This window comes from Palleronia caenipelagi, assembly GCF_007004065.1.
In the GTDB taxonomy this organism is placed as follows: Bacteria; Pseudomonadota; Alphaproteobacteria; order Rhodobacterales; family Rhodobacteraceae; genus Palleronia; species Palleronia caenipelagi.
Genome location: NZ_VFSV01000007.1, coordinates 1 through 19,364 on the forward strand (window position 1 = coordinate 1; position 19,364 = coordinate 19,364).

The window sequence follows — 19,364 nt, forward strand, 5'->3', positions numbered from 1 at the left end:
TTCTTCTGGCGCAAGCGTTCCAGCTCAGCGGCATCGGCTTTCAGCCGGCGTTTCGCTTCCGACCAGCCGAACACCTCGATCTCTGGCCGCCAGGTGTTCAGCTGAGTGCTGATGACCCCCAGCTCTTTCGCAACGCTGCCCTGCGTCGCCCCCGGTTCGTAAAGCCGCGTGGATCCCGTTCGATGCGGTGCCTCAACCAATGGCGCACCTTGCATCTCACCCTTGAATTCGTCCGCATATTCCCGTCGATGCCGTCCCATCTCTTGCTCCCATCTCTGGGCAGGGATGAAGTACACCGCAGCCCGGAGACAGAGACGAAGATCGCCTTCTTCCAACCCAACTTAAGAATCGCACCTTCAAACCGTGGGACCGAACACCTTATGTGTCTCGTTCCTGACATAGTTGCCCCGTCGCCGCTCCCGGCCAGGACCGGCGACGGGGTTGATACAGCGCTAAGCACCTTGTGGCATGACCACGTCATCCAGCAGGCTGATCCTGCCTCTCTTCACCGCCTCGAACAGTTGACGGCTGCCCGTTTTGCGGGACCGCGAAGCATAAGGAAGAGAGAGTGACATGATATCTGAGATCACCATCTCTGGGATAGATGTATCGCGCGACTGGCTGGACGGGTTCTGTCTTCCCGGCTGAAAAAGGCGGTTCCGGCACCTTAACACGGCGGACGCCCACAATGCGCTGGTCGCGATGATCCGGCAGCTACCTGGCCCCGTGAAAGTGGGATTTGAGGCTACGGGTGGCCATGAATGGCTGCTCTGGACGGAACTTACCGATGGAGGGATTAACGCGGTCCAGCTGCCTCCCGCACACATCAAGGCGTTCGCGCTTTCCCGGGGCACGCTGGCAAAGACTGACCGGATCGATGCCGAACTCATCGCGCGGTTCATGGCATTCAGACCGGAGGCCGGGCGAGAATTACCAGATGAGAATCTACGCATTCTCCGAACTTTGACAACGCGCAGAGGGCAGCTTGTCGATATGCGCAAGCGGCTCAAAGCTCAGATCAGCGTGCGCAGCAAGCAGGGTGTTTCTGCCGACTTTGAGATCCTGAACAATGAACTCCAAGCGGTCCTCGATGCTCAGATCGATGACATCGAACGGCGCATTGAAGACGTCATCGCACAAGTAGAAACTCTTGCCGACAAGGCGGAGCTACTGCGATCAATCCCAGGCATTGGCCCGATCTCGGCCGCGATGCTGATTGCCGAATTGCCCGAATTGGGCCGGATGACGTCAGGCGAGGCCGCCGCTATGACCAGCCTCGCAACGGTCCCCCATGACATTGGAGCGATGCGAGGCAGGAGATCGATTGCGGGTGGGCGACGGTCTCTTCGGCATGTTCTGTTCCAGGCATCACCCGTTGCCACCTGCCACAACCCAGTTCTCAAACCACTCGCCAGGCGTCTCAAGAAGCGCGGCAAGCCACACAAACTCGTCATTATCGCTACCGCACGAAGGCTGGTCAAAATCGCAAACACGATCATCAAAACCAGATCAGATTGGCAGCTTCAGCCAGGCGAATGAACACAGTTGCTAGTTTGACAGAAAAGAGATTAAAAAAAGCCGCTCCCTTTTCAGGGGGCGGCCAGTCCATCAGGGAGAAAACGGACACTTCACATCGAATGTGACCGTTAACTCAACTCTAGGGGGAAGCGCGTCTTTTGTCATCTTAATTACAGGGAGGACCTTCCGGGAAATTGGGGTTTGGTCTGACAATGTTGCTATTCGGCACCAGTGAACGCCGGGCAAGACCGGCAAACTCAGGCCGAAGCAGTGCATAGAGGCGGGCTGTGCGCGGAGCGTCGGGGGCGAGTGCCCGACAGCAAACAAATTCTTCGACCAGCGCAGCCTGCTGTTCGTAACCGAAATCGGAAAAACGTGCTGATGAGTGCAGAGCGAAGAGATATGGGTCGTCCGTCTGCGCATGTTCGCCGGACGCCTTCCAAGGTGCATATCCCGTCCGCGCCCGGTTCTGCCATTGCCAGACATGGGTCAGTTCATGGGCCAGTAACATAGCGTCGGCCAACGGCAGAACTTTCGGATACTGCCCGAGAAATTCGTCGAGATAGAAGCGGCGTGCGAAGAATATTCTGTTACCGATCGTCGTCGCGGCGACGCGGGTTTCCACTGCTGCGGTCTCGGGCGGATGGATCCGTTCACGGCAGGTTTTGGCGGGGCGGGGATCGCGGGTGCTCCTGAAGGCATAGAGCGGATTGCGGCTGTGTATCGTAATCCGGTCGACGTCCATCTGTGAGGCGTAGAGGGTATTTGCGTACTGAATTTCTGCCGTCGTCAGAGTGCGCCCGCAGCTGCTTGTTGCAAACATCAGCAGGAGGACGACAACGCTTCGAAAGCTGCCGATAGCGCGGATGGAAAAGAGGCGGGGATGCGAATCTGAAAAGCGGGTCGTCATAAAGCGATGTCCAGCGAATGTTTCTCACAACCGATATCCCGCCACAGTTACGATATCCAAGAAACAATTCGGCCCGCACCATTGATGCGGGCCGAAAGAACGCTTTGCGTTGGAGCGGGATCAGTAAGCAGCGAGCCGCCGTTGACCTTCTTGCACGCAGACTTGGTTGGCCTCGTCATCAGTCATGCTGTCGGGGCGCAGGATCGCTTCGTCCCAGACGACCTGATTGTGGCCATAGAGCTGGCATGTCACAGGACCCTTGGCGGTCTGAACCGCGACCGGCTCCGACTCGTACTGAGCCTGAGTACAACCCGCAGCCGCTACAGCAAGAACAAGAACAGCGAACACTTTCATTTCGAACACTCCAAAATTTGTAAACAGCTTACGCTGGATGCCTGTATAACAACGTTCAATCTTGTGAAATGCAATAGTTCAAACGGATGGTCGGGCTTTCGCATTTTAGATCGCGGTAAAGTGTTGTTTGAAGGCAATGTCGGCAAAATTTTGCCAGCGATGCGCCGTCTCAAACGGGCTTTACATTACCGTGATGGGCCTCGAATCTTGTCAGATGTCCAGCTCTTCGACAAACTTGGCGTTGGTTGAGATAAATTCGAACCGCATTTCGGGCTTTTTCCCCATCAGCCGCTCCACGAGATCCGCTGTCTCTCCACCGACTTCGTCATCAATTCTGACCCGGATCAGTTTGCGCGTGGCGGGGTCCATGGTGGTTTCTTTTAGATCCTTGGCGTCCATCTCGCCGAGACCCTTGAACCGGCTGACGTCGATTTTTCCCTTTCCGCCTAGTCCTTTGGCCATGAGGGCGTTCTTCTCCTCCTCATCCAGCGCATAGACCCGACGCGGGCCCTGAGACAAACGGAACAGGGGCGGACAAGCGAGATAGAGGTGGCCTGCGTCGATCATCGGCCGCATCTGAGTAAAGAAGAATGTCATCAGCAAAGAGGCGATGTGGGCGCCGTCCACATCAGCGTCAGTCATGATGATGACCTTGTCATAGCGGAGATCATCCAGGTTGAATTTTGTCCCCATACCGACGCCGAGCGCCTGACACAGATCGTTGATTTCCTGATTCTGACCGAGCTTCGACGAGGCCGCGCCAAGCACGTTCAGGATTTTCCCGCGCAGGGGCAGGAGGGCTTGGGTCTCGCGTTTCCGGGCCATTTTTGCCGATCCACCCGCCGAATCACCCTCGACGATGAAGAGTTCAGTGCCGTCGCGCTGCTTTTTCGAGCAATCGACCAGCTTTCCGGGCAAACGCAGCTTCTTCGTTGCGGATTTCCGCGCGGTTTCCTTTTCCTGACGGCGGCGCAGGCGCTCTTCCGAGCGCAGAACGAGGAAATCAAGGATCGCCCCGGCAGCTTTGGTGTCCGCGGCCAGCCACGAGTCGAATCGGTCGCGGATCGCGGTTTCAACCAGCTTTTGAGCCGCATTGGTCGCGAGGCGGTCCTTGGTCTGGCCGACGAATTCGGGGTCGGCGATAAAGCACGAGACCAGCGCGCAGCCGCCGGTGATCAGGTCGTCGCGAGTGATGTTACCAGCTTTGCGGTTGCCAATCCGGTCGCCGTAGTCGCGGATACCCTTGAGGATGGCGGTCCAGAACCCGGCTTCGTGGGTGCCGCCCTCGGGCGTGGGCACGGTGTTACAGTAGGACTGGATGAAGCCGTCGCGAGAGGGCGTCCAGTTGATCGCCCATTCGACCTTGCCCGGCGCATCGCGGAAATCGACTGTCCCGGCAAAGGGGGTCTCGGAATAGGTGGAGGCGCCGTTCAGCGTTTCCTTGAGGTAGTCGGACAGCCCGCCGGGGAAGTGGAACGTGGCTTCCTGCGGGGTTTCACCGTCATCAATGGCCGACTTCCAGCGGATCTCGACGCCGGAGAACAGATAGGCCTTCGATCGCACCATCTTGAGCAGGCGGGCGGGTTTGAGCTGGAGTTTGCCAAAGATCTCGGCGTCAGGATGAAAGGTTACGGCGGTGCCGCGCCGGTTCGGCGCTGCGCCCACGTCGATCAGGCCACCTTGCGGCACGCCGCGGGAGAATTCCTGCGCTACGAGTTTGCGGTCCCGGGCGACCTCGACCCGGACATGATCGGAAAGCGCATTGACCACCGAAATGCCAACCCCGTGCAGACCGCCCGACGTCTGGTAGGCCTTCCCCGAGAACTTTCCGCCCGCGTGGAGGGTGCAAAGAATCACCTCCAGCGCGCTTTTGTCGGGGAATTTCGGGTGTGGATCGGTGGGGATGCCGCGCCCGTTGTCGCGGACCGTGACCGAACGGTCCTCGTGCATCTCGACTTCGATCCGATTGGCGTGACCGGCCACGGCCTCGTCCATGGAATTGTCAAGTACCTCGGCGACCAGATGATGCAGTGCGCGCTCATCTGTTCCGCCGATATACATGCCGGGGCGTTTGCGAACGGGCTCCAGCCCTTCGAGAACCTCGATGGAGGATGCGTCGTAGGTTTGCGCTTCAGTACCGCGCATCAGGTCGTCTGCCATGGAGTTCTGCCCTGCCCTTGTTGCCGCGCATTATGACGACGTGCCGGGTCCGGGGCAAGCGACAGCTCAGGGGCGCGCGAGGCTGGGGGCGAGGAGGACAATCAGAAGCGACAGCACCGCGACGTAGATCATCGCCGTGGCAAGGGAAGTGGCGGCGGCGATCCAGCCAATCACCGGTGGTCCGAGCAGGATCGCGCCGTATCCGAGTGTCGCGACACTGGCGATGCCGGTTCCGGGGGGAATGTGAGGATCGGCAGCGGCGCGGGAAAAGGCCAGCGGGAACAGTGCCGCGCAACCGATCCCCATCAGCGCCATGGCGATGAGAGCGACTGCGAATCCCGGCGAGAGCGCCAGCAGGCCCGCGCCTGCGACAGCGATGATCCCGCTGATCCGCGCCGCCTGAATCGGGCCGATACGGGCGACGATCCGGTCCGCGGTCAGTCGGGTGCCGACCATGAAGGCCGAAAACACGGCGAGCCCGATGCCGGACCGGGCTTCTGTCGTGCCTGTCTCCTCGATCAGATAGAGCGCGCTCCAGTCGATCATCGAGCCTTCGCCCACCGCCGACGCCATGGCGATGAGACCGGCGGCGATCAGCGGCCCGCGCGGCAGGGCAAAAGCCGGGCCATCCTCGACAATTTGCGACTGCCACGGGACGCGTTCCAGCCAGAGGGTCAGGGCGGTGGCTGGCAGCGCTACGGCGGCGAAATGCGCCCAGACCGGTAGTTCCAGTGCGATCGCGACAGGTGCTGTCGCCGCACTGATCGCCGTGCCCAGAGAAAAGGCTGCGTGGAAGGACGACATGATGGGCCTGTCCATGGCGCGCTCGACTTCGGTGCCCCAGCCGTTCATCGCCACATCCATGCCTCCGAAACAGGCGCCGAAGAGCGCCAGCACAATTCCCAGCACCAAAACGGACGGCGCAAGTGCCAGCGCGATGGCGCAGAGGGGCAGGGCAATGCTCAGAATGCGCGTCACCGTGGCCGCGCCGCGCTGGTCTGTCATCCGTCCTGCCACCGGGAAGGCCAGAAACGCCCCGGCGGCCACGCACAGCAGCAAGAGGCCAAGCGTATCAGCCCCGAGCGAGAACCGCTCGACAAAGGCCGGAATGCGCGAAGCCCAAAGACCCAGCATCCCCCCGTTCAGGGCAAAGGCCGCGACAATTGCGATGCGGGCGTCGCGTGTTTGGCTCATAGGGATCTCGCTGAAAACATGCCGAATCGCAGCGAACTTGCACCGTCCCCCAGACAAAGAAAAGGCCCGCGCTCGGACGAGCGACGGGCCTTCGAGTTCAGGGAGGGAAACTGGTTACAGGAAAGTCTGTCAGTCGATTTTCGCGTCGATGTTGACGCCGTTGCCGTCGATGCTGACATCCACATCGCCACCGTCAACGTCCAGGTCGACGTCATCGCGGTCGCAATCGGCGCCATTGCCAATGCCACGGCATTTGTCCTGCCCGTGATCGCGAGCTTCGGCGGCAACATCGTTACCGTGATTGTTACCATTCCCGTGGCCTTTGCCGTTCCCATTGCCGGCGACAGCGGCGGTGGACAGGAGGGCGGTGGCGGCTGCGACGATGGCGGCTTTGAAGAAGGTGGTCATATCTTGTGTTCCGTCGATCTGCTGTGTGTCTGTGTTGTGGCGAGAACCCACAGGGGGTGAAAAGGTTCCTGAGCGTTTGGAGTTTTGCGAAGTTCCGCCACGTCATCTGTTGCTGGACCGCTTTGTTGGGCCACGCTATCCCGGAGAGATCAGAGGGAGGGCGACATGCGGATTTTCTTTACGGGTGGCAGTGGCAAGGCCGGGCGGCACGTGGTGCCGTGGCTGATTGAACAAGGCCACCGGGTGACGAATTTCGACCTTGTGCCCCTCGACGCGCCCGATGTGCACAATCTTACTGGCGATCTGACCGATGCGGGGCAGGTCTGGGGTGCCATGAGCCAGCACGCGGATTTCGATGAGCTGGAGGATGGCAAGGGCGTAAAACCCTATGACGCGGTCGTGCATTTCGCCGCCGTACCCCGGGTGATGATCCGCACCGATGCCGAGACCTACAGGGTGAACGTGCTGAGTACCTATAATGTGCTGGAGGCGGCGCTGCGGCTGGGCATCCGCAAGGTGATCTTTGCCTCCTCCGAGACGACCTATGGCATCTGTTTCGCCGATGGCGAGGTGAAGCCGCTTTATGTTCCGGTGGACGAAGACCACCCGACCGTCCCCCATGACAGCTACGCAATGTCCAAGGTGGTGAACGAGGCAACGGCAAAGAGCTTTCAGGCACGAACCGGGGCGGATGTCTACGGGCTCCGGATCAACAACGTGATCGAGCCGCACGAATACGCGGAGCTGTTTCGCGCCTTTGCCGAGGATCCGGCGCTGCGGCGGCGCAATATCTTTGGCTATATCGATGCGCGCGATCTGGGACACATGGTGGAGTGCTGCCTGCAGACCGACGGGCTCGGCTACGAAGTATTCAACGTGGCTAACCGCGATACCTCTGTTGCCCCGCCCAGCACCGAGATTGCCGACCGTTTTTACGATGGCGTGGAGCGGCGCAGCGGGCTGGACGGTCGCGAGACGTTTTACTCGATTGCGAAGGCACAGAAGATGATCGGGTTCTCTCCCAAATATGCGTGGCGCGATGAGCTGGGGCTCACCTGACGGGACTCTTGCCGGGTGGCGGGTCTCCGCGTAGAGCGAGCTGATGTCCTGGCTGCAACATTATCAACGGATCCTCGCGTTGGGGGTGCCCCTGATCGGCTCGCTGATGGCTCAGATCGCGATCCAGTTCACGGATAGTATCATGCTCGGGCGCTACGATCTCGAAGCGCTTGCCGGGCAGGTGCTCGGCGGCGCTTTGTTCACTGTGCTTTTGCTCTTTGGTGCCGGGTTCGGCTTCGCCGTCACGCCCATTGTTGCCGAAGCAGAAGCGCGGGGACAATTCGCCGAGATCCGCCGGTCGATCCGTATGTCGCTCTGGCTCTCCACGGGCTTTGGAGCGCTGGCATTGCCGGTGTTTCTGGGTTCCGAGACCCTGTTCCTCGTTGCCGGGCAAGCCCCGGAAATCGCGGCGCTCGCCGGGCAGTATCTGCGGATCGCGGGGTTGGCGATTTTTCCGGCGCTGGGGTTGATGGCGCTGAGGTCCTATCTTTCGGGTCTCGGGCATACGCGCATCCAGTTCTGGGCCATGGTCGGTGCAGTGGTGGTGAATGCGCTGACCAATTACGCACTGATATTTGGCAACTGGGGCGCGCCGGAGATGGGGATTCGCGGGGCGGCGATCGCGTCAGTGATCTCGACGTTGGTTGCCTGCGCAGCGGTGGCGCTTTACGCCGCGCTGGCCACCCGCGATCACCGGATCTTTCAGCACCTCTGGCGCGCCGATCCCGAAGCGCTGGCCCATGTCTTCCGTCTGGGCCTGCCCATTGGCCTCGCCATGCTGGCCGAGGCAGGCCTGTTCTCCATCGCCTCCGTTTTTATGGGATGGCTCGGGACCAATGCGCTTGCCGCCCATGGCATCGCCATGCAGATCATCACGTTGATTTTCATGGGCCATCTTGGTCTCAGCCAGGCCGCCACCATCCGCGCGGGTAATGCCAAGGGTCGCGATGATGCGCCTGGCCTGATCCGCGGCGGCCTTGCGGTCATGAGCCTGTCAGGCGCCCTGTCCCTCATCGCGGCGGCGGCCTTCCTGCTGATCCCGGTTCCGCTGATCGATCTGTTCCTACGGGACGGCGATCCGGCGCGGGGCGAGGTGGTGGCCATTGGCGTCTCACTGCTCGCAGCGGCGGCTCTGTTCCAGACTGTGGACGCAGCGCAGGTCATGGCCATGGGGCTCTTGCGGGGGTTGCAGGACACCCGCGTCCCGATGATCTACGCGGCGATCAGCTACTGGGTTGTGGGCGCGCCGATGGCGCTGGTCCTTGGCTTCGGCCTCGGCATGGAGGGCGTCGGGATCTGGCTCGGTATGGCCTTGGGGTTGGCGTTGGCGGCGGTGCTTCTACAAACGCGGTTCTGGCGTCACGGTCCCGGCTGGGTCGCAAACGGATCCTCGGGGTAAGTGACCCTCGTCAGGTAGAGCCCTTCCGGCGGCGCAACCGGGCCACAGGCCGCCCGGTCCCGCGCCGCTAACGCCTCGGCCACGCGCTCCGGCTGCCATGCGCCCGCACCCACCCGCTCGAGCGTGCCCGCAAAGCTGCGCACCTGATTGTGCAGGAATGACCGTGCGGCCACGTGCAGCCGGATCTCCTGTCCGCCATCCTCGCGGGGCAGGGCTTCGACATCGAGCCGGTCCAGCGTCTTCACCGGCGACGCCGCCTGACATTGGGTCGCGCGAAAGGAGGTGAAGTCATGCCGCCCAATCAGGTGCCGCGCGGCCTCCTGCATCGCCGCAGCGTCGAGGGGTTGCTTCACCTGCCAGACCTTGCCTGCCTCATGGACCAGCGGCGCGCGGCGGGTGATGATACGGAACAGGTACTGCCGCCCCGTAGCCGAAAACCGGGCGTGCCAGTCTTCGGGGACGGGGGCACAGGCGGTTATGGCGACGGGCGCGGGCTTCAGATGGTAGTTCAGAGCCTCCGACAGACGGAACGGATCCCAGTCCCGCGCCATGTCGCACTGTGCCACCTGACCCGTCGCATGGACGCCCGCATCCGTCCGACCGGCGGCTGCAATGGACGGCACATCGGGTTCCAGCCGCGCCAAAGCCGCCTCAATCGCGCCCTGCACCGACGGGTGATCGGCCTGCCTCTGCCAGCCGGAAAAAGGCTGGCCGTCATATTCCACTCTGAGCGCGTATCTGGGCATGGCGCGGGCCTAGCCCGTGTCGTCCGACCCTTCAAGAGCCACTGCCTTCTGCCGCGCCCGCAGGAAGGTGAACAGCCCCGCTGAGACGACTATTGCCGTGCCCAGCGCTGTCAGCGGGTGCAACGGCTCGCCCAGCAAGAGCACCCCGATGGCCACGCTGAACACGAGCTGGAAATAGGCGAATGGTTGGATCGCGCTGGCCTCGGCCACGTCATAGGCGCGTATCAGCAGGTAATGGGACAGGCTTGAGGCGACGCAGAGGCCGAGCATCCAGCCCCAATCCTCGCGCGCCATCGGTTGCCACAAGAAGAGACCCGCCGGGGTCAGCAGCACCGCGCCCACGACCCCGGTCCAGAAGAACGACGTCTCTGGCGGGTCGTATCGTGCCGCGTATCGGGTCAGCAGCGAGTACAGCGCAAAGAGCGTTGCCGACAGGAGTGGGATCAGCGCGGCGGGGGTGAATACCCCGGTTCCCGGACGCAGGATCACGAGAATGCCTGCGAATCCGACCATGACAGCCGCCCAGCGCCGCCAGCCCGCTTTCTCGCCGAGGATCGGACCAGACAGCACCGTGACGATCAGGGGAAACGCAGCAAAGACCGCGTGCGCCTGAACCAGCCCCAGCAGAACGAAGGCCAGCACCATGACGCAGACTTCGGAGACCAGCAAAACGGCCCGGAGGATCTGCAATCCGGGCCGGGCCGTCCGGACGACGCTGCGAAGCCCGCCCCCGGCCCGCGCGGCAATCGCTGTGACGAAGGCGGCGAAGAACCAGTAGCGGATCATCACGACCATGATCGTGTTGTATTCGCTGGCCAAATGCCGCGAAAGTGCGTCCTGCACCGCAAAGATAAAGCTCACCGCGATCATTAACAGGATGCCCGCGCGGAGGTTTTGCTCTCTCATGAAAGGACGCCACAGCTCATGTGACGTTTTCGCCCGTATCCCGGGCTGCGTGTCACGGTGAACCCCGCATCAGCCAGCGCCCGCCGCACGGCGCCCGCCGCGGTATAGGTCGCAAAGCTCCCGCCCGGGACCGTATGTCGCGCGACCTCGGCCATCAGGTCCGGCGCCCAGAGTTCCGGATTCTTTGCAGGTGCGAAGCCGTCGAGGAACCAGGCATCGGCGTGCCCGTCCCAGCGTGGCAGGGTCTCACGCGCGTCGCCATGGATCACCCGCAGCTTCAAGCTGGGCAGATCGGCGTTTACCCCGTCGAAGGCGGCGAGGAACGGTTCCGCGAGCTCTGCGAGCGCAGGAAAGGCGTCGAGCGCGCTGGCGCGTTCGTCCTTTGACATCGGATAGGCCTCAAAAGTGGTGAACCGCAGGGTGCCTGTCGCATGTGTCCGAAAGCTTGCCCACGCGCAGAGCGCATTCAGCCCCGTGCCAAAGCCAAGCTCCGCGATGTGAAACCCGTCCCGGAAACGGGCGGGCAGGTCGTTTCCCGCGAGAAAGGTGTGCTCCGTCTCAGCGGGACCGTCTTCGAGCGAGAAATACGGGTCGTCGAACCTGCGCGATACCGGGACGTTTCCGCGCCAATCCAGATCTGCCCTATGGTCGTCGTTCTGCATCGCGCCTATCCCTGTCGTGGAGTCCGGTAAGCACGGGGGCCTGACCTTGGCAAGTGATGTTACGATTCGCGGGGCGGGGATTTTTGGCCTGTCGGTGGCTTGGGAAATACTGCGCCGGGGCGCGCGGGTGACAATAGTCGATCCGAACGGTCCCGGCGCGGGGGCCTCGGGCGGTGTTGTGGGGGCTTTGGCGCCCCATGTGCCGGGGGCGTGGACTGACGTGAAGCAGGTGCAACTCGACACCCTCCTTGCGGCGTCGGACTATTGGGCCGAGGTCGCCTCGGTCGGCGGGGGCGATCCCGGCTATGGGCGCACCGGGCGCTTGCAGCCGCTGGCCGTTGATGCCGCAGTTGAGCGCGCCCGCACGCGGGAGGCTGAGGCGGTGCGGTTCTGGGGCGACAGCGTGTTCTGGCAGGTCGTCCCGGCGCCCGAGGATTGGTCTCCCGCCAGCCCAACGGGACTCGTGGTCCACGACACTCTGACCGCGCGGCTCTCCCCGGCCGGAGCGATCGATGCGCTGGCTCGCGCCGTCACGGCGCGGGGCGGGCGGATCGTGACCGATGGGCCGGAGGAGGGGCCGCAGGTCTGGTGCAACGGCGCGGCGGGGCTGGAGGCCTTGTCCGGCTGGGTCGGGCGCGAGGTCGGGCGCGGGATCAAGGGGCAGGCCGCGGTGCTCGATTGCGATGCTCGCAATCGGCCCCAGATCTACGGGGAGAGCCTCCATATCGTGCCGCACGCGAATGGCACCGTTGCCGTGGGATCGACCACCGAGCGCGATTTCGACAGCCCGACGGAGACGGATGCCCAGCTTGACGATGTGATCGAACGGGCGCGGGCGATGATGCCGCAGCTCCAGGAGGCGCGGGTGCTGTGCCGTTGGGCGGGTCTGCGCCCGCGTACCCGCAGCCGCGCGCCGATCATCGGCCCGTGGCCCGACCGTCCGGGGCATTGGGTCGCCAATGGCGGGTTCAAGATCGGCTTTGGCGTCCACATCACGGTTGCTGAGCTGACCGCCGATCTGGTGCTGGAGGGGCGGGACCGGGTGCCGGACCCGCTGCGTCTGGGGCTTTAGCGCAGCGACCGGCCCTTGATGATCGCATCCTTGCCCCAGCGGTCGCGGATCGCATCCGCAGCCCGCTCAGCCTCAGCCCGGCGGGGGGCGTCAGGGTCGAGCAAATCGCCGTCTTCGCGGGCCTCGGTTGCCGGGCACAGTTCGCTCACACCGACGCCCAGCAGCCGGAACGGCCCCTGATCCAGCGCCCCGTCCAGCAACCCCCGTGCCGTACGGTAGATGCGGTCCGCCATCTGCGTCGGCGCGTCGAGGGTCATGCGGCGTGTAAGGCCGGAATGGTTGGCGCGCTTCAGCTTCAGGGTGACGATACGCCCGGCGATTTCCTTGGCCTTCAGCCGCGCCGAGACCTTCTCCGACATGCGCCAGAGATAACCGTCGAGCACCTCCGCCGCTCCGGTATCCTCGCGAAAAGTCGTTTCGTTCGAGACTCCTTTAACCGGGGCGTGGGCGGTGACGCGGCGGTGATCCTCGCCGCGCGCCAGATGCCAGAGCCGCAGGCCCATGCCGCCGAAGCGCTCGACCAGATCCTTTTGTTCCCAACGTCGCAGGTCGTTGAAGGTGCGGATCCCCGCGCGCTCCAGCGCCGCGCCGGAGACCGAGCCGATGCCCCAGATGAGTTTCACCGGGCGAGGGCCGAGGAAGTCCAGTGTCTCGGCCTTGCCGATCACCGAAAACCCGTGTGGCTTCTCCAGATCCGAGGCGATCTTTGCCAGAAACTTGTTGTGGCTCAGCCCGATGGAGCCGGTGATCCCCAGCTCGTCCCGCATCCGGGCCACCAGTCGGGCGAGCATTACCGCAGGGCGCGCGCCGTGGAGCCGGGCGGTGCCCGTGAGGTCGAGAAAGGCTTCGTCCAGTGACAAAGGCTCGATGGCGGGGGTCAGGTCGCGCATCATCTCGCGGATCTGGCGCGAGACCTCCGTATAGACCTCAAACCGGGGAGGCACCACGACGGCTTCGGGGCAGAGGCGGCGCGCCTCGAACATGGGCATCGCCGAGCGGACGCCCTTGATTCGCGCGAGATAACAGGCTGTGGTCACCACGCCCCGCGTACCGCCACCCACGATCACTGGCTGGTCGCGCAATTCGGGCGCGTCACGCTTTTCTACGCTGGCGTAGAAGGCGTCGCAATCCATATGGGCAATGGAGAGTGTGTCGAGTTCTGGATGGGCGATGACACGAGGCGATCGGCAGGCCGGACAACGGCCGCCATGGTCGAATCGGGTTAGGCAATCTCGGCAGAGCGCGGGCATAGGGTAGATATAGGGAGCGCTGGGCGATGGGGACAGAGAGCTTTATCGGTGCGAAGGTCGCTCTGCTCTGGGCTGGGCAGATCGTGACGCTCCTGCGCGATGACCGTGCGGATATCCCGTTCCCGGGTCTTTGGGATCTGCCCGGCGGCGGGCGCGAAGGGAATGAGACCCCGCTGGAGACGGCACTGCGGGAAACGCGGGAGGAAACCGGTCTGCGCGTTTCGCCTAATCTCGTCCGCTATCGTCGGGAGTACCGGTCCGCCAGCGGCCCGGCGGTGTTTTTCGGCGCAGATCTGTACGCTCCGCCGATGTTACGCAAAGGCAGCGAGGGACAGGCGCTGCGACTGATGCCGCTGGGCGCCTTCGTCAGTCATCCTGACGGCATTCCCCATTTTCAGGCCCTTGTGCGCGACTGGCGCGGCTAGGCGCTACTCGGCGGCCAGCACGGCACCACGCTCGCTGTCGCAGATCTGCCCGATGATCCGGTCCAGGCGCTCTTTGACCTCATCAAACCCCCGATGAGGTTGCAAGGTTGCCTCGTCCATATAAAGTGACCGGTCGATCTCGACCTGCACCACATGGCGCCCCAAAGCGGGTTTCCCATATTGTTGCGCGATGTAGGCACCCGCAAAGGGCACGTTGCGCGACACAGTGAATCCCTGTTCTGTGAACAGCTGGTCCAGAAGGTCCATCAGGGGCAGGGAGGCCGACGCCCCGAACCGGTTGCCCAAAACCACGTCGGGACGCCGTCCCTTGCGGCGTACATGGTCGAGAGCTTCGTGCGGCATGGAATGGCAGTCAATGAGCGTGGCGCGGCCAAACCGGCTCTGTGTTTCGCGCAGCAGAGCGTCGAGTCGCGCGTGGTAGGGACGCCAACCCAGTTGCAGACGTCGCTCGGCCTCGTCCCGGGTGAGCTTGCCTGACCGGATTGGTTTGCCGCCCGCGACGACCCGGGGGATCACCCCAAGTCCCGACGCCACGCGCGGATTATGTGCCTGACGACGGACCCCCAAGACCATCGCGGGGTCAATTTCGTCTTCGGCGCGGTTGACATCCACCCAGGCGCGCGGCCAGTGCGCGGCAAGAAGCGGCGCCCCGCAAGATGGGGCCGCTTCGAAAAGCCGATCCACATGCGCATCCTCGGAAGACCGCAGCTCAGCAGGTGTCAGGATCGATTCGGCGATGAACTCGGCACAATACCCGCGACCGGAATGCGGCGAGGCGAAAACAACGGACGAGGTCTGCACCTCAGGCAGATGCAGATCATAGGCTTTCGTGGGCTCATTCTCGTTACGCAACATTTCTCTTATGTAGAGTGCGATTTTGCATGAGGAAAGCTCTTGAACAGGTTTTCTCATCCTTCTATAGACCGCCCACCGACGCCAAACGGGGTCGGGCAGTGGTGGACGGGCGATTAGCTCAGCGGTAGAGCACTTCGTTGACATCGAAGGGGTCACTGGTTCGATCCCAGTATCGCCCACCACCGCCACGGAATTCGCCGCCTCGCGTAATCGGGGCAAACAGCAACTGGCGCGGGCCCCGCGCCGCGACAGATGGGAGACATGCGATGAAGGTTCGTAATTCGCTTCGTTCGCTGAAGACCCGCCACCGGGACTGCCGCGTGGTGCGCCGCAAGGGCCGCGTCTACGTCATTAACAAGACGCAGCGCCGGTTCAAGGCTCGTCAGGGCTGATTTGCTTCAGACCTGCGAAAATGGCCGCCTTCGGGCGGCCTTTTCTTTTTTAAGCGTAGCCAATGTGAGTCGAGCGAGGTGGCCCGGCTGGCGGCAAAGTTCGGATGGGTACCGGTTCCACCGGTTTGGGGCCAAGAGATTTGGGTAATCAGAACCGGTCCAGCAATCTGCGCAGGTAATCGCGCTCGTCTTCGGGACGGTCCTGCTCTCCGGTCCGGCGGCGGATCTCATCAAGCAGCTCTTCGGCGCGACGGCGCACAGCCTCGTCGCCCATCATGTTCTGATCCGAGCCGAACTGACCGTTCTGCCCCGATTCCCGGCCCAGCGGATCGCGTCCTTCGCCAGCGTTCTCGCCCTGCGCCTGTGACTGGCCCTGACCGCCCTGCTGCTCCTGCGCAAGTGCTTCTCCGAGATTGCGCAGCCCGTCGCGCAGGGCCTCCATTGCGTCGGCTTGCCGGTCCAGCGCGCCCGATGTGTCGCCCTGTTCCAGAGCGCCCTCGGCGTCGCGCATGGCCTGTTCGGCCTCGTCCAGCGCGCGGCGCGCGGCCTCGCCCTCTTCGGTGCCCGCCCCGGGCAGATTGCCACGCTGGCGGTTCAGCTCATTGCGAAGGTCTCCCTGCCGGTCTGCGAGGCTCTGGTCGTCACCGTCCTGACCCTCTTGGCCTTCTTGGCCCTGTTGCCCGGGCTGCCGCTGGCCCTCCTCGAACGTCTCATCGGCCAGTCCCTGCTGATCTCGTAACGTGTCCTGCAGACCCTCCATGGCCTGATTCCCCTGACCTTCGCCCTGCTGGCCCTGGGTCACTTGCAGGTTCTCCAGCATCCGGTTCAGCTGTTCCATGAGGCGCTGGGCTTCGGCCATGCGACCTTCTTCCATCAAACGCTGGATCTCGTCCATCATCTCCTGAATCTGGTCGCCGCTGATCTCCTGCCGCTCGCCCTGCGCCTGCTGCTCGTCGTCCGGCTCCGCGTTCTCGGCAAGCTGGCGGATGTAGTCATTCGTCGCTTCGCGCAACTCCTGCATCAGCTCCGCGATCTCGGACGGATCCGCACCGTTCTCCATCGCCTCGGCCAGTCGTTCCTGCGCCCGGCGCAACCGGTCCAGCGCGTCGTCGAGATCGCCGAACTCGATCTCCGTGGCGATGTCCCAGAGAGCCGCCGCGATCTCGTCCTGCTGCTCGGTGCTCAGGCCGCCCGCTCGGGTAAAAGCTTCGAGCCGCCGGATCGCCATGCGCAGGCGCAGATAGACTGTCGCGCTGTCGAAGATACCGTCGGGCTGCCACGAAACCGCGCGCAGGATCTGCGCCACGCGCGGCGCGTTGGAGCGGGTCCAGAGCAGATCACGACGCTGCTCGATGATCGCCTGAGCCAGCGGGTCAAAGAACCGTTGCCCGGCGAGAACGGCCTCTTCGGGGGCAGAACTTGCCGTCTGACCCGCGCCGTCTGTCACCTGATAGCTGAGCCGGACGGGCAGGTTTGCCCAGGGATGCTCGGAAAAACTCTCGATGACCGTGGCCTCAATATCCGCGCGGTCGCCGGTCGCGGGCAGCGGCAGATCGACCGCCAGGGGCTCTCGGGGCTCGGGGTCGGCGGTCAGACCGTGGCGGCGGTCGATGCGCGGCAGATCGAGGGTGATGCGTAGCTGCCCCCCCTCGATGCCGTAATCATCGGTTGCGACAAAGCCTTGCTGAAAGGTTCCGTCCCTTCCGCGCTCTGGCGGGGCCACGGTGGCGACCACCGGCGCCGCATCGGGTATCACGGCAATGTCCCACTCCCGGCCGCCGGGTCCCTCAATTCCGAGAGTCCCGTCCTGTGACAGTGTCAGATCGTAGACGGGCGCGGCCTCGGGCGAGGCGTTCGCACCGGAGATGGTCTCGGTCACCGACAGCGCACCCGGCTCGCCATAGAGGCGCAGGGTGATGCGGCTGCCCTCCGGGGCCTCGATGCCGGAGTTCGGCAGATCTGCGAGATAAAGCGACGGGCGTCCCGTGTAGGCGGGGGGCTCGATCCAGCCTTCCCAGAGGGGGCCACCTGCTTCGGCTCTGCCGCCGCCAGCCAGTGTTTCAGTGACCGAGCCCACGCGCCAGATCGACCCGAAGAGGAGCGCCACGGCGAAGGCCAGAAGCGCGGCATAGCGCAGCGCGTAGGGGTCGCGATGGGAGAGCCGCAGGTCAGGAGACGGCGCGCGAGCGCCCCGCAGGCGGTCGGTCATCCGCGCCTGATGGGCGTGCCAGAGCCGCTCCGAGGCCGGGTCTCCGGTGCCGATGGCCTGTCGGTCCGAGATCGCGGCAATTGGGCGACCGGGCAGAGTCTGGTCGAGCCGGGCTTCGGCATCAGCCCGGGAGGGCCAGCGGAGCCGCTGCAATCCCCGGATCAGCAACAAAATCTGGCCAACCAGAAGAATCGCCCCGAGCGTGAGAACTATCCGGTGCGACAGATGGTCCTGAAGGCCCAACATCAGCGCAGCAAGGGCCGCGAGACTTAGTGTCCAGAGCGGCCAGAAAGCGCGCATGACCTGTTCTGCCAGAAGGCCGGCGCGCGTCAACGCCAGCGGGCGTTTCAGCCGGGTTGCGACTTCCTGAGGCAGATCCGTGTCACGCCGCATGGGGCTCCTTTCCGGCGGGGCCCAAAGGCGCGGAATGCGTCAGAGCCACTCCGGTAGCGTATCGCGTCCCAGCATCTCGTCAATCGTTGGGCGCGGGCGGATGACGGCGCTGTGATCGCCTTTCACGAGCACTTCGGGCACGAGAGGGCGCGAATTATACTCGCTCGACATTACCGCACCATAGGCTCCGGCAGAGCGAAACGCGATCAGATCGCCCTCTTTGAGCGGCGGCAGGGGACGGGAACGGGCAAAGGTGTCGCCGCTCTCGCAGACCGGTCCGACGATGTCGGCTTCTTCGAGGGCGACGCCGGCCTCGGGTTCGATCAGCGTGACCACATCGTGATGGGCGCCATACATGGCCGGGCGGATCATGTCGTTCATCGCAGCGTCAACGATGATCCAGCGGCGGTCGGATTCTTCCTTGACGTAGATAACCTTAGCCACAAGGACACCCGCATTGCCGGAGATCAGGCGGCCGGGTTCGATCTCGATTTCGCAGCCAAGATCGCCGACGGTGCGCTTGATCAGCGCGCCGTAGTCCGAAGGCAGGGGGGGCGCTTCGTTGCTGCGGGCATAGGGGATGCCGAGGCCACCGCCCAGGTCCAGACGGCGAATGTCGTGACCATCGGCGCGGAGCTGGCGGGTCAGTTCGGCGATCTTCAGATAGGCCTGCTCGAAAGGGTCGAGCGAAGTGAGCTGAGAGCCGATATGGACGTCCACACCCACCACCTCGATCCCGGGCAGGGAAGCAGCCAGCGCGTAAATGTCGCGGGCGCGGTCGATGGGGACGCCGAATTTGTCCTGCTTGCGGCCGGTGGCGATCTTCTCGTGGGTCTTGGCATCCACGTCGGGATTGACCCGGAGCGTGATAGGCGCCGTCTTGCCCAGACCGCTGGCGACCTCGGAGAGCGCGCGCAGCTCCGGCTCGCTCTCCACATTGAACTGGCGGATGCCGCCGGTCAAAGCGAGGGCCATCTCTTCACGTGTTTTCCCGACGCCGGAGAACACGATGCGGTCGCCCGTCACTCCCGCTGCCTTCGCACGGGCATATTCGCCGCCCGAGACCACATCCATGCCGGCACCGAGATCGCCCAAAAGCTTGAGCACGGCGAGATTCGACAAGGATTTCATGGCGAAGCAGACCAGATGATCGAGCCCGGAGAGCGCTTCGTCGAAGAGTTGATAATGGCGGACAAGCGTGGCGGCGGAATAGCAGTAGAAAGGGGTGCCGATCTCGGAGGCGATCGCCGCGAGGTCCACATCCTCGGCCATCAGCCGTCCGTCGCGATAGAGAAAGTGATCCATGGTCCGACCTGTCCAGCGGGGCGGCTGCGCCGCATATGATTAACGCCCGCCTGACGGCGGGGGTGCCTCCGGCGGGGGTATTTTGTGACACGAAGAAAAACAAGGGTACGGCAAACGAAAAGCCCC

General features: G+C 63.6%; 18 protein-coding genes, 1 tRNA gene and 1 pseudogene. 9 read left to right on the forward strand and 11 right to left on the reverse strand.

The genetic code is table 11. From position 1 onward, the window contains the following. A partial coding sequence (locus tag FEV53_RS05375; RefSeq protein WP_142833795.1) for a transposase occupies window positions 1-260 on the reverse strand: 260 nt, incomplete at its 3' end. A gap of 409 nt (window positions 261-669) precedes the next feature. Between FEV53_RS05375 and FEV53_RS05380 the strand changes: the two are divergent. Beyond that, window positions 670-1,539 (forward strand): annotated as a pseudogene (locus FEV53_RS05380) (IS110 family RNA-guided transposase); the annotation flags it as partial. 145 nt (window positions 1,540-1,684) lie between these two features. On the opposite strand, the gene FEV53_RS05385 reads toward FEV53_RS05380, so the two are convergent. Continuing rightward, a complete protein-coding gene (locus FEV53_RS05385) occupies window positions 1,685-2,428 on the reverse strand; it encodes an eCIS core domain-containing protein (RefSeq protein ID WP_142833796.1) in 744 nt (247 codons plus the stop codon). Window positions 2,429-2,569: 141 nt separating this feature from the next. On the opposite strand from FEV53_RS05385, the gene FEV53_RS21195 reads away from it, so the two are divergent. Next, the gene (locus FEV53_RS21195) at window positions 2,570-3,031 is read left to right on the forward strand and encodes a hypothetical protein (protein ID WP_221931583.1); all 462 of its coding nucleotides are present in this window, start codon (window positions 2,570-2,572) and stop codon (window positions 3,029-3,031) included. On the opposite strand, the gene parE is transcribed toward FEV53_RS21195, so the two are convergent. Continuing rightward, the gene (parE, locus tag FEV53_RS05395) at window positions 2,993-4,942 is read right to left on the reverse strand and encodes a DNA topoisomerase IV subunit B (RefSeq protein ID WP_142833798.1); all 1,950 of its coding nucleotides are present in this window, start codon (window positions 4,940-4,942) and stop codon (window positions 2,993-2,995) included. The two genes, FEV53_RS21195 and parE, sit on opposite strands and share 39 nt — an antisense overlap. A 66-nt stretch (window positions 4,943-5,008) precedes the next feature. Then, window positions 5,009-6,136 carry an MFS transporter gene (locus FEV53_RS05400; protein WP_142833799.1) on the reverse strand — a complete coding sequence of 376 codons (1,128 nt, stop codon included), beginning with the start codon at window positions 6,134-6,136 and terminating at the stop codon, window positions 5,009-5,011. A gap of 18 nt (window positions 6,137-6,154) precedes the next feature. Between FEV53_RS05400 and FEV53_RS05405 the strand changes: the two genes are divergently transcribed. The 3 genes from FEV53_RS05405 (at window position 6,155) to FEV53_RS05415 (ending at window position 9,002) form a co-directional block, all read left to right on the forward strand. Then, a complete protein-coding gene (locus FEV53_RS05405) occupies window positions 6,155-6,604 on the forward strand; it encodes a hypothetical protein (RefSeq protein WP_142833800.1) in 450 nt (149 codons plus the stop codon). A 105-nt stretch (window positions 6,605-6,709) separates the two neighbouring features. Next, window positions 6,710-7,603 carry an NAD-dependent epimerase/dehydratase family protein gene (locus FEV53_RS05410; protein WP_142833801.1) on the forward strand — a complete coding sequence of 298 codons (894 nt, stop codon included), beginning with the start codon at window positions 6,710-6,712 and terminating at the stop codon, window positions 7,601-7,603. A gap of 43 nt (window positions 7,604-7,646) precedes the next feature. Beyond that, complete coding sequence (locus FEV53_RS05415) at window positions 7,647-9,002, forward strand: MATE family efflux transporter (RefSeq protein ID WP_142833802.1); 1,356 nt, start codon at window positions 7,647-7,649, stop codon at window positions 9,000-9,002. Here FEV53_RS05415 and truA read toward each other — a convergent pair. The 3 genes from truA to mnmC2 are packed head-to-tail and all read right to left on the reverse strand — an operon-like array spanning window position 8,963 to window position 11,316. After that, window positions 8,963-9,748: a tRNA pseudouridine(38-40) synthase TruA gene (truA, locus tag FEV53_RS05420; RefSeq protein WP_142833803.1), complete on the reverse strand. Its 786-nt coding sequence runs from the start codon at window positions 9,746-9,748 to the stop codon at window positions 8,963-8,965. The genes FEV53_RS05415 and truA overlap by 40 nt on opposite strands. A gap of 9 nt (window positions 9,749-9,757) precedes the next feature. Then, window positions 9,758-10,654 carry a DMT family transporter gene (locus FEV53_RS05425; RefSeq protein WP_142833804.1) on the reverse strand — a complete coding sequence of 299 codons (897 nt, stop codon included), beginning with the start codon at window positions 10,652-10,654 and terminating at the stop codon, window positions 9,758-9,760. After that, complete coding sequence (mnmC2, locus tag FEV53_RS05430) at window positions 10,651-11,316, reverse strand: tRNA (5-methylaminomethyl-2-thiouridine)(34)-methyltransferase MnmC2 (RefSeq protein WP_142833805.1); 666 nt, start codon at window positions 11,314-11,316, stop codon at window positions 10,651-10,653. Before mnmC2 ends, FEV53_RS05425 begins: the two co-directional genes overlap by 4 nt. Window positions 11,317-11,362: 46 nt before the next feature. Here mnmC2 and FEV53_RS05435 point away from each other — a divergent pair, with 46 nt between their 5' ends. After that, window positions 11,363-12,388 (forward strand): NAD(P)/FAD-dependent oxidoreductase, encoded by a 1,026-nt coding sequence (locus FEV53_RS05435; protein WP_142833806.1) that lies wholly within the window; start codon window positions 11,363-11,365, stop codon window positions 12,386-12,388. Here the strand turns inward: FEV53_RS05435 and FEV53_RS05440 are convergent. Further along, entirely contained in the window at window positions 12,385-13,638 is a 1,254-nt protein-coding gene (locus FEV53_RS05440) for a DNA polymerase IV (protein WP_142833807.1), read from the reverse strand. The genes FEV53_RS05435 and FEV53_RS05440 overlap by 4 nt on opposite strands. 26 nt (window positions 13,639-13,664) lie before the next feature. On the opposite strand from FEV53_RS05440, the gene FEV53_RS05445 reads away from it, so the two are divergent. Next, a complete protein-coding gene (locus FEV53_RS05445; RefSeq protein ID WP_142833808.1) occupies window positions 13,665-14,063 on the forward strand; it encodes an NUDIX domain-containing protein in 399 nt (132 codons plus the stop codon). Between the two features lie 3 nt (window positions 14,064-14,066). Here the strand turns inward: FEV53_RS05445 and FEV53_RS05450 are convergent, their stop codons facing one another. Then, the gene (locus FEV53_RS05450; protein WP_142833809.1) at window positions 14,067-14,939 is read right to left on the reverse strand and encodes an N-formylglutamate amidohydrolase; all 873 of its coding nucleotides are present in this window, start codon (window positions 14,937-14,939) and stop codon (window positions 14,067-14,069) included. Window positions 14,940-15,046: 107 nt separating this feature from the next. Here FEV53_RS05450 and FEV53_RS05455 point away from each other — a divergent pair. Together FEV53_RS05455 and ykgO are read left to right on the forward strand one after the other, a co-directional pair. Then, window positions 15,047-15,121 (forward strand) — tRNA-Val (locus FEV53_RS05455). 84 nt (window positions 15,122-15,205) lie between these two features. After that, a complete protein-coding gene (gene ykgO, locus FEV53_RS05460) occupies window positions 15,206-15,331 on the forward strand; it encodes a type B 50S ribosomal protein L36 (RefSeq protein ID WP_085854111.1) in 126 nt (41 codons plus the stop codon). A gap of 148 nt (window positions 15,332-15,479) precedes the next feature. Here ykgO and FEV53_RS05465 read toward each other — a convergent pair whose 3' ends face one another. Beyond that, window positions 15,480-17,933 carry a DUF4175 domain-containing protein gene (locus tag FEV53_RS05465; protein WP_142833810.1) on the reverse strand — a complete coding sequence of 818 codons (2,454 nt, stop codon included), beginning with the start codon at window positions 17,931-17,933 and terminating at the stop codon, window positions 15,480-15,482. 39 nt (window positions 17,934-17,972) lie between these two features. Beyond that, window positions 17,973-19,238: a diaminopimelate decarboxylase gene (gene lysA, locus FEV53_RS05470; protein WP_142833811.1), complete on the reverse strand. Its 1,266-nt coding sequence runs from the start codon at window positions 19,236-19,238 to the stop codon at window positions 17,973-17,975. Window positions 19,239-19,364 lie beyond the last annotated feature (126 nt).

Bases quoted from the DNA above. Each gene is read 5' to 3' on its own strand.
- FEV53_RS05385 (WP_142833796.1), bottom strand. From the start codon at position 2,428: ATGACGACCCGCTTTTCAGATTCGCATCCCCGCCTCTTTTCCATCCGC.
- parE (WP_142833798.1), bottom strand. From the start codon at position 4,942: ATGGCAGACGACCTGATGCGCGGTACTGAAGCGCAAACCTACGACGCA.
- FEV53_RS05400 (WP_142833799.1), bottom strand. From the start codon at position 6,136: ATGAGCCAAACACGCGACGCCCGCATCGCAATTGTCGCGGCCTTTGCC.
- FEV53_RS05405 (WP_142833800.1), top strand. From the start codon at position 6,155: ATGCCGAATCGCAGCGAACTTGCACCGTCCCCCAGACAAAGAAAAGGC.
- FEV53_RS05410 (WP_142833801.1), top strand. From the start codon at position 6,710: ATGCGGATTTTCTTTACGGGTGGCAGTGGCAAGGCCGGGCGGCACGTG.
- FEV53_RS05415 (WP_142833802.1), top strand. From the start codon at position 7,647: ATGTCCTGGCTGCAACATTATCAACGGATCCTCGCGTTGGGGGTGCCC.
- truA (WP_142833803.1), bottom strand. From the start codon at position 9,748: ATGCCCAGATACGCGCTCAGAGTGGAATATGACGGCCAGCCTTTTTCC.
- FEV53_RS05425 (WP_142833804.1), bottom strand. From the start codon at position 10,654: ATGAGAGAGCAAAACCTCCGCGCGGGCATCCTGTTAATGATCGCGGTG.
- mnmC2 (WP_142833805.1), bottom strand. From the start codon at position 11,316: ATGCAGAACGACGACCATAGGGCAGATCTGGATTGGCGCGGAAACGTC.
- FEV53_RS05440 (WP_142833807.1), bottom strand. From the start codon at position 13,638: ATGCCCGCGCTCTGCCGAGATTGCCTAACCCGATTCGACCATGGCGGC.
- FEV53_RS05445 (WP_142833808.1), top strand. From the start codon at position 13,665: ATGGGGACAGAGAGCTTTATCGGTGCGAAGGTCGCTCTGCTCTGGGCT.
- FEV53_RS05450 (WP_142833809.1), bottom strand. From the start codon at position 14,939: ATGTTGCGTAACGAGAATGAGCCCACGAAAGCCTATGATCTGCATCTG.
- ykgO (WP_085854111.1), top strand. From the start codon at position 15,206: ATGAAGGTTCGTAATTCGCTTCGTTCGCTGAAGACCCGCCACCGGGAC.
- FEV53_RS05465 (WP_142833810.1), bottom strand. From the start codon at position 17,933: ATGCGGCGTGACACGGATCTGCCTCAGGAAGTCGCAACCCGGCTGAAA.
- lysA (WP_142833811.1), bottom strand. From the start codon at position 19,238: ATGGATCACTTTCTCTATCGCGACGGACGGCTGATGGCCGAGGATGTG.